This window comes from Streptomyces sp. NPDC059679, from assembly GCF_042734105.1.
Lineage (GTDB): Bacteria > Actinomycetota > Actinomycetes > Streptomycetales > Streptomycetaceae > Streptomyces.
This window is the reverse complement of sequence record NZ_JBHWES010000047.1, coordinates 1-13,388: the sequence shown is the minus strand read 5'-3', so window position 1 is coordinate 13,388 and position 13,388 is coordinate 1. Positions and strand designations below refer to the sequence as shown.

Annotated in this window: 16 protein-coding genes; 14 read left to right on the top strand and 2 right to left on the bottom strand. The window is 70.0% G+C overall.

What is annotated here, in order from left to right; all coding sequences use genetic code 11:
* Positions 1-26: 26 nt before the first annotated feature.
* Positions 27-266, bottom strand: a complete 240-nt coding sequence (locus ACFV2X_RS36585; protein ID WP_385625170.1) for a hypothetical protein — start codon at positions 264-266, stop codon at positions 27-29.
* Positions 256-1,122, bottom strand: coding sequence for a winged helix-turn-helix domain-containing protein (locus ACFV2X_RS36580; protein ID WP_385625167.1), 867 nt, complete (start codon positions 1,120-1,122; stop codon positions 256-258). The genes ACFV2X_RS36585 and ACFV2X_RS36580 overlap by 11 nt, the downstream gene beginning before the upstream one ends.
* A 650-nt stretch (positions 1,123-1,772) precedes the next feature.
* Between ACFV2X_RS36580 and ACFV2X_RS36575 the strand changes: the two genes are divergently transcribed.
* From ACFV2X_RS36575 to ACFV2X_RS36510, 14 genes are all read left to right on the top strand, one after another.
* A complete protein-coding gene (locus ACFV2X_RS36575; RefSeq protein ID WP_385625164.1) occupies positions 1,773-2,069 on the top strand; it encodes a hypothetical protein in 297 nt (98 codons plus the stop codon).
* Positions 2,066-2,395 carry a hypothetical protein gene (locus ACFV2X_RS36570; protein ID WP_385625162.1) on the top strand — a complete coding sequence of 110 codons (330 nt, stop codon included), beginning with the start codon at positions 2,066-2,068 and terminating at the stop codon, positions 2,393-2,395. Before ACFV2X_RS36575 ends, ACFV2X_RS36570 begins: the two co-directional genes overlap by 4 nt.
* The gene (locus ACFV2X_RS36565) at positions 2,392-3,510 is read left to right on the top strand and encodes a DNA cytosine methyltransferase (RefSeq protein ID WP_385625160.1); all 1,119 of its coding nucleotides are present in this window, start codon (positions 2,392-2,394) and stop codon (positions 3,508-3,510) included. Before ACFV2X_RS36570 ends, ACFV2X_RS36565 begins: the two co-directional genes overlap by 4 nt.
* The gene (locus ACFV2X_RS36560) at positions 3,507-3,842 is read left to right on the top strand and encodes a hypothetical protein (protein WP_385625158.1); all 336 of its coding nucleotides are present in this window, start codon (positions 3,507-3,509) and stop codon (positions 3,840-3,842) included. The genes ACFV2X_RS36565 and ACFV2X_RS36560 overlap by 4 nt, the downstream gene beginning before the upstream one ends.
* Before the next feature lie 157 nt (positions 3,843-3,999).
* Positions 4,000-5,055 carry a hypothetical protein gene (locus ACFV2X_RS36555; RefSeq protein ID WP_385625156.1) on the top strand — a complete coding sequence of 352 codons (1,056 nt, stop codon included), beginning with the start codon at positions 4,000-4,002 and terminating at the stop codon, positions 5,053-5,055.
* Positions 5,056-5,265: 210 nt separating this feature from the next.
* Positions 5,266-5,769, top strand: a complete 504-nt coding sequence (locus tag ACFV2X_RS36550) for a hypothetical protein (RefSeq protein WP_385625154.1) — start codon at positions 5,266-5,268, stop codon at positions 5,767-5,769.
* 19 nt (positions 5,770-5,788) lie between these two features.
* Positions 5,789-6,340, top strand: coding sequence for a plasmid transfer protein TraA (gene traA / locus ACFV2X_RS36545; RefSeq protein WP_385625152.1), 552 nt, complete (start codon positions 5,789-5,791; stop codon positions 6,338-6,340).
* A 57-nt stretch (positions 6,341-6,397) separates the two neighbouring features.
* The gene (gene traB / locus ACFV2X_RS36540; RefSeq protein WP_385625345.1) at positions 6,398-8,416 is read left to right on the top strand and encodes a plasmid transfer protein TraB; all 2,019 of its coding nucleotides are present in this window, start codon (positions 6,398-6,400) and stop codon (positions 8,414-8,416) included.
* 172 nt (positions 8,417-8,588) lie between these two features.
* Positions 8,589-9,041, top strand: coding sequence for a hypothetical protein (locus tag ACFV2X_RS36535; protein ID WP_385625150.1), 453 nt, complete (start codon positions 8,589-8,591; stop codon positions 9,039-9,041).
* A gap of 11 nt (positions 9,042-9,052) precedes the next feature.
* Positions 9,053-9,853, top strand: a complete 801-nt coding sequence (locus ACFV2X_RS36530; protein ID WP_385625148.1) for a hypothetical protein — start codon at positions 9,053-9,055, stop codon at positions 9,851-9,853.
* On the top strand, positions 9,850-10,128 hold the full coding sequence (locus tag ACFV2X_RS36525; RefSeq protein ID WP_385625146.1) for a hypothetical protein: 279 nt from the start codon (positions 9,850-9,852) through the stop codon (positions 10,126-10,128). The genes ACFV2X_RS36530 and ACFV2X_RS36525 overlap by 4 nt, the downstream gene beginning before the upstream one ends.
* 83 nt (positions 10,129-10,211) lie before the next feature.
* Positions 10,212-11,099, top strand: a complete 888-nt coding sequence (locus ACFV2X_RS36520; RefSeq protein WP_385625144.1) for a bifunctional DNA primase/polymerase — start codon at positions 10,212-10,214, stop codon at positions 11,097-11,099.
* 2 nt (positions 11,100-11,101) lie between these two features.
* Positions 11,102-12,577 (top strand): ATP-binding protein, encoded by a 1,476-nt coding sequence (locus ACFV2X_RS36515; protein WP_385625343.1) that lies wholly within the window; start codon positions 11,102-11,104, stop codon positions 12,575-12,577.
* A gap of 454 nt (positions 12,578-13,031) precedes the next feature.
* Entirely contained in the window at positions 13,032-13,259 is a 228-nt protein-coding gene (locus tag ACFV2X_RS36510) for a helix-turn-helix domain-containing protein (RefSeq protein WP_385625141.1), read from the top strand.
* Positions 13,260-13,388: the final 129 nt, after the last annotated feature.

Sequence of the window (13,388 nt, the reverse complement as noted above, 5' to 3'; positions counted from 1 at the left end):
TACACGACTGTTTGGTTTTGCGCTTTCTAAACCACCTTTTGTAGGTCGCCACCCCCCTCCGGCGACTGGCGGTGTTCCTCCATGGGGTGTACCGTGGCGGGGGCCCGCGCTTCGAGCGCGGGCACGCGGGCGATGAGCAGGGCCGCAAGCTCATCCGCGACGCCCGGGGCCGGCAGTCCCCGAAAGACGTCGCAGATCGGGCCGTCGAAATCGAAGAGAACGGCGTCAGAGGTGCCGAGCACTTCGGCTAGGGCGTCAGCGTGCATCAGCGTCAAAGTCCCTTCCGATCGTGTCCCACACACTGTCGAACCACATACGGGCTTGCTCTACCTGCTGCGCGCCGCCCGATGAATCACCGTCGTTGACGGAGTGGTGGAACAGGATCGTGTCTTTGCCTACGAGGTCATAGATCTCGATCGCTTCGCCTTGTGCGACGACCTTGTTCGGCCGGATGGGGTAGTAGCCGAAGAACGCGTCCTCGTTGTTGATGACGTAGAGCTTGAAGAACTGGGTGCCGCTGTGCACGCGGACACTGACGTTGCTCTCCTGGACCAGACCCAGGTGACCGAGTTCGCTTATGGCGTCCGAGATGCTGCGGGTGTAGCCGATCATGATGTCGTGCATCCGGGCGCGGAGTCTCGGGTCGTCCGCGCAGTCCTCCCGCTTCACTGGCGCGGCCTGCGGCACGGACATGTCGGGGACGAGGATCCGAATGCGGATGCTCTTCGGCGTGAGCCGTCCGACTCGGATCTTGTCCAGCGGTTCCTGTAGGGCGCCGTGAAGGGTCTCGCTGGAGAATCCAGCGAAGTCGATGGTCACGTTGCTGCTGGCGAAGGCTTGCTCGACGTACGGGCGAAGACCCGCAGGTCGTTCGGTCCGGTTCCGTACGAAGACCCCGCTGCCCTTGCGTGAGACGACAAGGCCCTCGTCTTCGAGATCTCGAAGGGCCCGCTGAATGGTCGCGCGGGCGAATCCGTAGTGCTCCGTCAGCATCTTGTGCGACGGCAGCTTCTCCCCGGGGCCCAGCTTCCTGGTTCGGATGGCCGCACCGAGACTGCGGGCCACCTGCTCGTATGGCGGTCGATCGTCGTCCGGGTCCAGAGGCTCAAGCGCAAACGTCATGCCTCGATGCTACGGCCAACCTGACTATCTGGGCAGCCTGGCTAGTCACATGTTGACGTGACTAGCCAGGATGGCTACGTTGTTCTCGTGCCCACCGGGCTAGCCAGGTAAGTCAGGCTGGAACGGGAGAGCTGTGCCAGGAATCGGTGCTGCTTGAGGGCTCACGTACGACCAGGAGCCCCGCGGCGGACGGGGGGAGGGCGCACCCGACCCTTGTCATTCGGGAGGGCTTAGACCGAAAGGTCATGTCTCCATACGCCTACAACGGGGTCATGCCGCGCTACCTGATACGGGCGCGGCACGCCCCGAAGGAGACCTGTTCACGTCCGCTTCCACGCAAGGGGGCACCGTGCACAGCCAACGACATACGTGGGCGCCGCCGTGATCGACCGGCACGGCGGCGCCTGTGCGTCATCCCCGTTCGCGGCGTCTTCCGTCGACGAACAAGCCGGTCCTTCTTCTTCCTGCCATCGCAGCGGCTATCGCTGCGGCCGGTTGCCTCCTCCGCCCGTCCGGCTCATGCACTGCGTGGGGCCGTACGGGCGGGGCGCGGGGAGTCGGATCTACCGCTTCAACGGCTCGCGGCGCCGGTGCTCGCAACACCGGCGCCGCTGTTTTTGGGCCGTTCCCATGTGAGAGGAGCACGTCCCATGAAGTGCATCGTTGCTGGTCATGAGGCCGTTACCGCGAAGGATTTCGCGGAGTTGGCGTTCGGTATCGACTTGGAGCTGTTCACCGGTTCGGCCGCGGAATCCGACGACGACCGTAGGGCGCGTCTGGACGTGGCCCGCGCCGTGCTCGCGGAGCTCCGGCAGTCGGACCCGGAGGCCGCGGCGTACGCGGCGTCGCTGCTGCGCACCAGTCCGATCAAGGGCAGGCGGCCGACCGGTCACCGCTCGCGCCGGTCGGTGCGGCGCCCCGTGGTGCGGTCGGCGGTGGCGGCATGAGCAAGGGTCTGACGTTTGACGACCTGGCCGTTCCGCTACGCACACTGCGTCTGCTGGCTGCGGACTTCGGGCACCTTCCGGCGCCGGACGTGCGGCTGTCCACCATCTACCTGAACAGGGTGGAGCTGGACTTCTTCGACGACTTGGCCGAGTTCGAGGCGTGGCGCGAGGCGCTGGGCATCGCTCCTGAACGCGTGAACTACCGGGTGCAAGGTGGTGGCCGTACGCAGGTCCTGCGCACGATCGCCACCTACGCGGGCGCTGAGCTGGAGCTGATCGGCTACGGCGACGTTCCCACTCCGGCGCTGGTGGGGGGCGCGGCATGAGTCCCGTGCGGATCGGTTCGGTGTGCACCGGCTATGGCGGTCTGGACGTGGCGGTGCAGGAGGTGTTCGGCGGCTCGCTGGCATGGGTCGCCGACAACGACCCCGGCGCGTCCCGCATCCTGGCCCACCACTACCCGCGGGTGCCGAATCTGGGCGACATCACGGCCGTGCGCTGGGAGGACGTGGAACCGGTCGACATCCTGTGCGGCGGGTATCCGTGCCAGCCGTTCAGCACCGCCGGCAAGAGGAAGGGAACCGCTGATGACCGGCACATCTGGCCCTACATCGCCTGTGCCCTTCGCGTTCTACGACCCCGCTACGCGGTCTTTGAGAACGTCGCAGGGCACCTTTCCCTCGGATTTGACACCGTCCTCGCCGACCTTGCCGCCCTCGGGTTCGATGCGGAGTGGTGCGTTGTACGCGCGGACCAGGTCGGCGCCGCTCACCAGCGCAAGCGGCTGTTCATCCTCGCCCGGCTTGCCGACGCCCGCCGCGCGGGACTGGCGCGGCGGTGGCCAGAGGGGGCAGCTTCCGACGGCGGTATCCCTGCTGCCCACGCCGTCGACCTCGGAGGCGACCGGGGCCGGGCACGCGGCGCAGGGCGGGATGAACCTGCGGCACGTCGTCTCGCTGCTGCCGACGCCGCGTGCGTCGGCGAACGAGAACCGGCAGACCAAGCGCAGTCCCTCGCAGGAAGCGGGCAGGCATGGCAAGAGCCTGGCCGCGGAGGTGGGGGAGCTGCTGCCACCGCCGACCGCAACGGACGCGAGGAGCAGCAGCGGAGCGAACCCGGCCTGGGGACACGGGGAGACCCTGACGGATGCGGCCCGCAGCGTTGGGGGCCGTACGCCGCGGCGATCGAAAGGTGGGCGCAGGTCATCGGCCGCCCCGCCCCCCGGCCAACTGACGATCTGGGACGGCTGAACCCGCCCTTCGTCGAATGGCTCATGGGCCTCGACAACGGCCACGTCACCGCCGTCCCCGACCTGTCCCGCACCGCGCAGCTCAAAGCGCTCGGCAACGGCGTCCTCCCGCAACAGGCCATAGCCGCCCTACGCCTCATGACCAGCAGCACGGAGCAGGGCCAGGGCCACAGTGCGGGGGTGGCGGCGTGAGTGAGCCGATCGTCTACGCCGCTGCGTGGCGGCCGGTGATGAAGGCGGCGGGTTACCGCTGCGAGTGCGCCGGCCAGTGCGGCAACCCGCACATCAAGGGCGATGGCCGTTGTCCGCGTGAGCACGACCAGCACGCCAGCAAGCACCGCGGGCCCGTCCGCTTGATCGCCGCCCCGGCCGACCCGCTCACCCCCGCGAGTGTGGCGGCCGGGCTTCCGGCGGCCGAGCTGCGGGCGTGGTGCCCGGACTGCCAAGACGCCACCCGCCGCGCCGCCCAGCGCGCGGCCCACACCGCGCCGGACCCCGCGCAGGGTGGCCTCTTCGACCTGTAACGGCACTGCGCCGTGGCGGGCTTCTCGCCCGCCGCACGGGCCCGAGCTGTCGGCTCGATGTCGGCTACGCGTCCCGCGTTCCCGCGGCATCTGCGGGGCGTGCATCGCATCCGAGGAACAGCGCACCATCTGACCCCTTCGACGACAGGAAGCTTCGATGAGCGACTCCCGTGAAAGGGCCCTGAGTACGGCCCAGAAGATCGTCTTGGGCGCTGCGGCGGTGCCCATGGTCGCCTTCGGCGGCCTGGGCGCGGTCGGCACCTACAGCAACATCACGTCCGTGTTCCATCGGTCGGCTACCGCGCTGGGTGTGGTCGCGGCCGGCGAGGGTGCGACGCTGGTCCTGGCCTTGACGCTGGTCGGTCTGACCATGCTGGGCCAGTCCTCCCCGGCCGCCGTGCGGATCGGGCTGTGGACGCTTCCGGCGGTGGCCTCCCTGGTCGGCGCCGCGGTCGCCAAGACCGTGACGGAGGCGGTGGTATTCGCCGTCACCCCGATGGCCATGTGTGTCTCTGCGGAGGGCATGGGTCTGCTGGCCCGCCGCATCGTGGTCTACCTCACGGGCGTGGATGCCGATGCGCAGCGCCGGAACGCGGTCGTGATGCAGCGGCTCGCCTACCACCGTGCCCGCGCCGCCAACCACCCCGACGAGGACGCCCGCAATGACTCCGAGCTGGAGTCGTGGAAGCTCGCGAAGAAGGTCGGTGCGGGGGATGCCCTGCTCGGGGACAACCTGGTCGATGTCCAGCGCCAGCGGATGACGGACGGCGCGGACGCGGCGCTTGCGGGCATGTTCGCCCTGCCCGTCACGCCCCCCGCCCACGGCGTCACAGCCGACCCGGCGCCGCTCGCTGTCGAGGGCGGGGACGGGGAGGGCGTCACGCCCCCCGTGACGGAGGAAGACACGCAGGTCACGCCCGAATTGGAGACCGCTCCGCCGCAGGGCGTCACGCCCGTGACGCCCCCGTCGGAGGCGCCCGTGACGCTGGAGGAGATCGCGGCCGTTGCGGGCGTGCCCACGCCGGTCGTGGGGGAGCCGCTGGACGATGTACAGCTCGTGGTCGTCCTGCGGCACCTTCGCTACTCCGACGACCCGCCGCTGTCCTACCGCCAGGCAGTTGCCGCCTTCCGTGAGGCCGGTTTCGTCGGCGGTGAGCAGCGGGTGCGTCGGGCGTGGGGCTCGCTGATGTCCCACGAGGAATCCGGCGCCTGAGAAGCGTCCGGCACCACCAATGAGGGCCAGCCCACTCCAATTGGGCTGGCCCTCGTTGCGACTGCCGGAAGCAGTCGACCGCACCAGTGAAGCAGACCCGGTGAGCCCCGGCGAGCGGCACCTTCGCAGACCCGGCGCGCAGACCCGGCGAGCTGAACCTTCGCACACCGCACAGCACCCCAACCACCTTTCTGACCAAGGAGCCTTGCTGTGTCCAGCCGTACCCGTGCCCGCGCCGTGAAGACGGCGGCGGGTGTCACCACTGTCCGTATCCCGCGTCAGCGCGGGCGACGCTCCGCTGACCAGTTCATGTTCGTGATACCCGAACGCCCGACCCTGGCCCGTCTGGTGGTGGATGGTCTGGCGCTGCTCGCGTGGAAGCACCGCCGCGCGCTGGCCCCACTCGCCCTCGGCCTGCTGGCCTTCCCCACCACCGCGATCCTGCACGCGCTGGCCTGGTGGTCCGGTCTCCTGCTCGCCCCCGCGACGGTGGGCCCGGCGCTGTGGCTGGCCATCGTGCAGCGTCGCCGTCCGGCCAAGGGCGGCGCGGTGTGGGGCTGGCGCATCGCCCTGGCCGCCCTGGGCACCTCCGGGCTCGCCTGGGCCGCTTCGGCTGCTGGGTTCGGCCCGTTGGCCGGTGCGCTGGAGCTGTGGTGGCTGCTGAACCTGATCGCCGCGCAAACCGCATGGCTCATCGTCCGCCACACCCGCTGACACAAGGAGAGATCGTCTGATGGCATCGACCCGTTCCGCCAACGGCGCTCCCCGCAATGGGGGCAACCAGGCGCTGAAGTCCAACAAGTTCGCCAACGCGGGCGCCGCCGCTGGCGGGTTCGTCGGCGCGATGGGCGGCTCGTTCGTTCCGCCCATCAACGTCACGGTCAACAACAACCGCAGCAAGACCCGTGCGAACGGCGGTCGTCCGCACGCCGAATCCCTGCTGCCTTCCCCGGAGTTCGGCTCCCCGGCGCAGGTGCGCAACTACTGCAACACGCTGCGTGCGGCGGCCGTGACGCTGTCCATCGAGGTGGCGATGGGTGCCGAGATCTTCGAAAGCGTGCTGGCGGCCGTGCCTGACCCCGAGGGCCGCGTGTTCGGCTCACGGATCCGGGCACGGAAGGTGGCCCGCAAGATGCGGAAGTCCGCCGACGCGCTGCGGGACGCCGCGAAGAACGCCGCGGCCTGCTACTCGACCTTCCAGCAGGAATTCGAAGAAGAGATCAACCGCGTCCGTCACCGTGCCCGGAAGCCTCAGCAGCCGGCCATGAACTGGGCCCAGCAGTAAGGAGACACACCAATGGCCCGTAATCAGAACCACATGACGGCCTACGGCCACGACGGAATGATCGGCTTCCTTGGCCACCCGCAGAGCGGGCCGGACGGCGGGAGCATCCGGGCGTACCTGCTGCACCGGGTCAAGCCGCACCTGCCCCCGTGGCTCGGATGGGGCGCCACCGGCCTGGCCGGAGCGCTGGGCAACTGGCGGTGGGGCGAGAGCGCCGCGGCCGGCGTCGGGCTCACCCTCGCCTCCGTGGGGCTGACCGGCGCCACGTGGCTGATGGGCAAGTCGACCAGCAAGCAGCGCCGCCTTCACTCGGCCGTCACCGTGGCCGCGGGGTCGGCGTGGCTGACCGCCGCGTGTCTGGCCGGGCCGACCACGGGCCCGATCGACGACCTGTACCTGATGGGCGGCCCGGTCGTGGCGCTGTCGTGGAACGTGCGCATGGTCCTGCGCCACAACCCCGAAGGCGCCCCGGACGGCAGCACGGACGGCGGTCTGCTGGAGAAGGTGGGGCTGGCGCGGGCGCAGATCGGCAACGCGAAGGTGGAGCCCAACCGGGTCACCGCGCCGGTCGCGCTGGAGCCCGGCGAGCAGACCAACGACGACGTCACCAAGGCCCTGGCGCGGATCGCCTCCGCGCTGGACCTGCCGAAGTCCGCCGTGCGCTACACGCCCGACCCGGACTCCGAACGGCGCGGAGACCTGGTGATCGTGCCAGAGGACATGCTCTCGGAGGTGGTGGAGTGGGAGGGGCCGTCGAACCTGGGCGGCTCGATCGCCGAACCGCTGGTCATCGGCCGCTACGACGACGGCGCCCCGCTGGTGATGTGGCTGCCCGGCGACCCGGAGGCGGGCCGCAACTCCACCCACATCCTGATCGCGGGCGGCACCGGCTCCGGCAAGGGCGACACCGCGCTGAACGTGCTGACGGAGATCCTGTCCCGCCGGGACGTGATCGTGTGGTTCTCCGACCCCAAGGCATTCCAGGACTTCGCCCCCCTCCGGGCCGGTCTGGACTGGGATGTCGAGGGCGGCACACAGACAGAGATCATGGTGGCGGCCGTCGAGGCCGCCATCCCCGCCCGCACACGCTGGCTGGGCGCCCACGGCTACCGGCAGTGGGCCCCGGCCGCGGCCGAGGTGCAGAACGATCCGGAGCACACCTGCCGCAGCGACGGCCGCGCCTGCGGCTGCCCCGGCATGCCGTTCCTGGTCACGTGGTTCGAGGAAGCCGCGAACACCCTGCGCAACCTGGGGGACGACACGTTCACCGGCATCGCGCAGGAAGCCCGGTCCGCGGGTATCTCGCTGGTGGTCTCGCTTCAGCGGCCCTCCTACGACCAGATGTCCACTTCCACCCGCGCATCTCTGCCGTCCGTGATCGCGCTCGGCTGCGACCCGCGCGACGAGGGATTCTCCCTCCCGGAGACGGTCATCGACGCGGGCGCGCACCCCGGCGCGTGGGGCAACCGGCGCCCCGGCTACTGCTACGTCGTCTCACCGGGCATCGAGGAGGACCGCTACCCCTCCCCGGGCCGGACCCGGCGCTTCACCATCCGGGCCGTGCCGGTCATGGAACGCCTCGCCGCATGGGCGCAGCGCAACGGCGCTCACGCCGACCCGGTCACCGCGGGTGCGGTCTCCGGGGTGGCTGGCCGCGCCTACACCGGCCGCACCACCGACGACGGCGCCCCGCAGCCAGCGGCACTGCGGGCCGTCGAGGAGGAGGACGACATGAACGGCGGTCTGCTGGTCGACCCCGAAGACGCTGGTATCGACCCGGAGGAGGAACTGCCCGGCGCGGAGGAGGGCGACGACGCCCCGATCTTCGGGCAGGAAAGCGGTCGCAAGCCGTCGCCGGAGGAAGCCCGCCGACTGTTCGCTGACGCGCTTGCGGAGTTCGAGGGCGCGGGACAGATGGTCGTCGGTCCGAAGGACTTCATGGACTGGTGCGACCGGCACAACCTCTCCCGCTCCTGGGTGTCCCTGCGGCTGAAGGAAGCCGCGCAGGAGGGCCGACTGGACACCACCAACGCCACCGGCCGGTGGCGCATCGTCCCGGCCCTCACGGCCGCCTGACACCCGTAACGCGTTACGCCCGCCTAACACCCAAACCCCTAGGCAGGCACACGCGTTACGCGCCCTAACAGCGGGCGTTCACACCGCCTAACACCTGCTCGTAACACCCCACCTGCGGGCCCGTGCACACCTCCATGCGCGGGCCCGTAGCCGTCCCGGAAGGGAAACCACGATGACCCATCCCGAACGGCCCGCGGCCGTCGAAGTCCACCAGCCCCAGCCCATCACCATCCACCCGGCCGCCGCACCCCTGGTGCCCGTCCAGCCCGGTACGGTCCCGGCTGTCCAGAGCATCCAGCTCCCCGACGGCCGCATCGTCACCGGCTACGCCCTCACCCCCGCGCCCGTCCCGGCGCCGGTCGAGACACGCCCGGCCGTCTCACGGACGGCGGTCAACGTCGCACTCGGCGGCATCGGATTCGGCGCGGTCTGCGGCGGCCTGTTCCTGCTCACCACCTTCATCGCTGCCCTGACCGCGTTCATCACCCAGCTCATCATCCTGGCCGCGGTCATCTTCGGCGGCTTCATCGCCGTCCAGCTCTTCGGCACCAGCCGCGGCCGGAGCGTCGGAACGACGGTCAACATCCGCAAGGCCGTCATCAAGCGCAGCCACTTCCACGGCTGAGGGGAGCATCTGTGCGCTTCTACCTGACCACCCACAAGCGCCACTGGGTCCGGCTGACCGACAAGGCGCTGTTCCTGAAGTCCGAGCACTTCGCCAGCGCGGTCAAGCTGGGCCCCGCGCGGGGCCCATACGCGGTGGACTCCGGCGGCTTCTCGGAGCTCCAGCGTCACGGCCGCTGGACCCGCACGCCGCGTCAGTACATCAACGACCTGCGCCGCATCTGGGAATGCGTCGGCCCGTTCGACTGGGCCGCGCCGCAGGACTGGATGTGTGAGCCAATCATGATCCAGGGCGGCACGGTCGGCGGACAGCGCTTCACCGGCACCCACCTGAGCATCGCGGAGCACCAGCGGCGCACCGTGGCGAACTTCCTGGAACTGCGGGAACTCGCACCGGATCTACCGATCGTGCCAGTGCTCCAGGGCTGGGAGCTCCCCGACTACGAACGCTGCCTGGCCCTGTATGAGCGGGCCGGGGTCGACCTGACCCGGGAACCCACCGTCGGGCTTGGCTCCGTCTGCCGGCGGCAGGCCACACGCGAAGCCGTCGCCATCGTGACCACCCTCGCCGGATACGGGCTGAAGCTGCATGGCTTCGGCTTCAAGACCATCGGCCTACAGCGAGTCGGCCACCTGATGGCCTCCGCTGACTCCGCCGCATGGAGCTACCACGCCCGCCGCCGCCCGCCTATGCCCGGCCACACACACAAGAACTGCGCCAACTGCCTGCCCTACGCCCTGGCCTGGCGCAACCGCGTCCTGGCCGCACTCCCCGGCTGGCACCAACCCCTACTCAACAAGGACGCCGCATGATCCCCCGACTGCGTATCCAGCTCAGCACCTGGCCCCGCCGCTCACTCGTTCTCACCGACACCCCCCGCCCCAACTGCCGCGAGTGCGACGGCGACGGCGGCATCGAATCCTTCTACGGCGACTACGAGACCGGCGAATACGCCGGGAGCGACTGGGACCCCTGCGACTGCTGGGACGAAAACCGCCGCTGGACCCTGCTCCCCCTCCCGCGCCTGCCCCGGTGGCTGCGTCGGCAGCGCCCCGACGTCGACCCGTGGGCCGAGCCCCCGTTCTAGACACGGCTGGGGCGGCCGTCTCTCGCCAAAGTCACGACCGCCCCGGTCTCCGAGCCCTCTCTACAGAACTGGAGACATTCAGCATGACCCAACCCGCCGTCATCCGGCGAGACATCCCCGCCCCCTCGCCCCTGCGGACTGCGCTGGAGCTGGCCGCGGCCGGCCTGCCGGTGCTGCCCCTGCGCAGGGGCAAGGTCCCGTTCGGGAACTGCCGCACCTGCGTGCAGGACCCCCGGACCGGCAGGGCCGCCTGTGGCGGCCGGCCGAACATGAAGGACCCGGGTCCCTGCCAGTGCCCCTCCGCCTGCCATGCATGGGCCGCCGCCACCACCGACCCCGAGGTCATCGCCTCGCCGACCTGGGCCCGCGCCTGGCACCTGGCCGTAGCCGTCGCCTACCACCCCGGCGGCGCCGGGCTGACCGTCGTGGACCTCGACAACCCGGCGGCCGTCTCCTGGGCCCGCCAGACCCTCCCGCCCACCCGGACCGTGCCCACCACCCGTGGGGAGCACTGGATCTACCTGGGTGCGATGCGCTCGGTGAACGGCGTCCGTGAGGGTGTCGATCTCAAGTCCACGATGGCCTACGCGCGGTGGCGTGGTCCCGGCGCTGGCTCCATGACTGCGTTGCCGGCGGTCGTGCGCGCGCTGGCCGTGAAGGAACCCGTCCGGCAGGCGCCGCACGCCGTCACCGTGGCCGCACTGGCCGGGGGCGGGGAGTGTCGCCACCGCTCGCCGTCCTATCTGGAGCGTGGCATCGCCATGGCGGAGCAGCGCATCGCCGATGCCCCCAGCGCGGTCCACGCCACCGTGTACCGGACCTTCCTCGCTGTGCTCTCCGCCCATGGCCGGTGCGGCTGCCTCACCGAGGCCCACATCGCGCGCCTGTTCACCGCCGCGCAGACCAAGGGCGAATCACCCCGGCACTGCACCGACGCATGGACCAACGCCCGCGCCAAGTTGGGACTGTGACCATGCCCGACGACGAGAAGAACCCCGCCCGCGAGGTCATCACCAACTACGCACAGGCGCACTTCCGGTACTTCCGCACCGCCGACGGAACCGTCTACGCGCAGAAGAACGGCCACCCCGTCGCCCGCCCGATCCGCTCCCAGGGCACCACAGGCAGCCACCGCCAGGAACTCATGGTCGGCCTGTTCAAGGACGGGCGCGGCGTGTTCAACGGGACCGCACTCAAGGAGGCGTTGGACTTGATCGAAGCACTCGCGCTGACCGAGGACGTGCAGCCCGTCCACATCCGCGTCGCCCCCGGACTCGACGGAGCGACCTGGTTGGACCTGGGCCGCAACGACGGGCAGTCCGTCCGTATCCACCCCACCGGATGGGACATCGCCATCCCCGACCCGCGCGAGGTGTGCTGGCGGCGCACCCAGCTCACCGGGGAACTGCCCCTGCCGGCCAAAGACACCGACGGCAAGGGCATCGATCTCCTGTTGCGGCTGTGCAACTTCGCCAACGCGGAGACCGAGTGCCTGGCCATCGCCTGGCTGATCGGCTGCCTCGGGCCGTCCGTGCCCGTCCCCGCGCCGTTCCTCACCGGCCCGCAGGGGGCCGGGAAGTCCACCGGGGGCCGCATGCTCGTGCGGATCATCGAGGGCATGAGTGGCGACCTGCGCCGGGCGCCGAAGGATGAGGAGAACCTGATCGCGGCGGTAGCGGCCGGATGGGTCACGGCCCTGGACAACCTCTCCCACATGACCCCGGACCTGTCCGACGCCATGTGCTGCATCGTCACCGGAGCCGAGAACGTCAAGCGCGCCCTGTTCACCGACGGGGACGTCTTCCGCGCCCGCTACCGCCGCCCCATGCTCCTGACCGGCATCGACGTGGGCGTCATCCGGCCCGACCTCGCCGAACGGCTCCTGCCCCTACGTCTGGAGCGGCCCCGCGTCCGGCGCACCGAGGCCGAGCTGTGGGCGGAGTACGCGGAAGTTCTGCCCGTCGTCCTCGGGTCTCTCCTGGACCTCACGGTCAAAGTCCGCGCAGTCGAGGCGGAAACCCCCACCGACCTGCGCATGGCCGACTTCGCGCACCTGTGTGCGCAGCTCGATGCGGCGACCGGTCTCGGGGCGCTCACCGCGTACCGGGCCAGTCTGGACGACCTGAACGACGACGTGATCGAGGGCGATCTCCTCGCGCAGACCGTCCTCAGGTACGCCGACAGCATCGAGCCGGGCGCGGCGCAGCGGATGACCTCCACCGAGTGGCTGCACTGCCTCAGTCGCCTCTACAGCGGCGACGAACTGCGTCCCCTGCCCAAGGGGTGGCCGACCACAGGAAAGGTCCTCTCCGACCGGCTCAAGCGCCTCCAGCCGACGCTTGCCGCTCGCGGTGTCCTCATCGACTCGGGCCGCACCAGCGAAGGCCGCTACCTCGAAATGACCCGCCAACCGGCCCCGCCCCCACACGAGCACAAACCGATGTTCTGACCGCGTCACGCGATCGTCCGGACAAGCAAGAAGAGCACCACCGGCCAGGCGTGCTCCTCTTGCTGTTCGGCGGAACGCCGCCCGATGGTCGCGCCGCGCAGCGGCTCCTTCTTCACGCTGTGAGGCGCACCGCACCACAACAGGCACCCCCCCTCTTTTGTCCTAAGAGGGAAGACGCTGCGTCATCTGCGTCATGCGGATGAAAAAACGGCCCCTGACCTGCGGCGACAGCCATGACGCAGACGGCGGCCTCTGCGTCATCCTGCGTCATCTGCGTCACCCGATGACGCAGCCCATGACGCACCGATGACGCACCCCCAAACCACTGCGTCACACAAAACCGCAGATCAGAAGCCTGAATGACGCAGATGACGCAATGACGCAGAAATCCGCACCTCGGACAGACGCGGCCCTCAACAACCCATAGACCCCGCCACGGAGGAGCGACCACCAGATGACAGAGGCGTCCGCCATAACCACGCTGCGGGCTGGACTCCCGGACCGCTACCTCACCCCCGACGACATCGCGGAGCTCTTCGAAGTGCCCCTGGAAACCGTCTACCAGTGGCGCAAGAAGCGCATCGGCCCGCCCGGCTTCCGCATCGGCAAGCACGTCCGCTACGACCCCGTCGACGTCCGCCGCTACGTCCGGGAGCGCAAGACCGAAGACAGTGCCGCCTGACAGCCAATCCAGCACGACACCCGCGGGGGGGGGGCCCCCCCCCCCCCCCCCCGGCCCGGAGGCCCGGGAGGGGCCACCACCGCAAGTGCCCGCCCCCGTGAAAAACGGAGGGGAAAAAACCAAACCCGC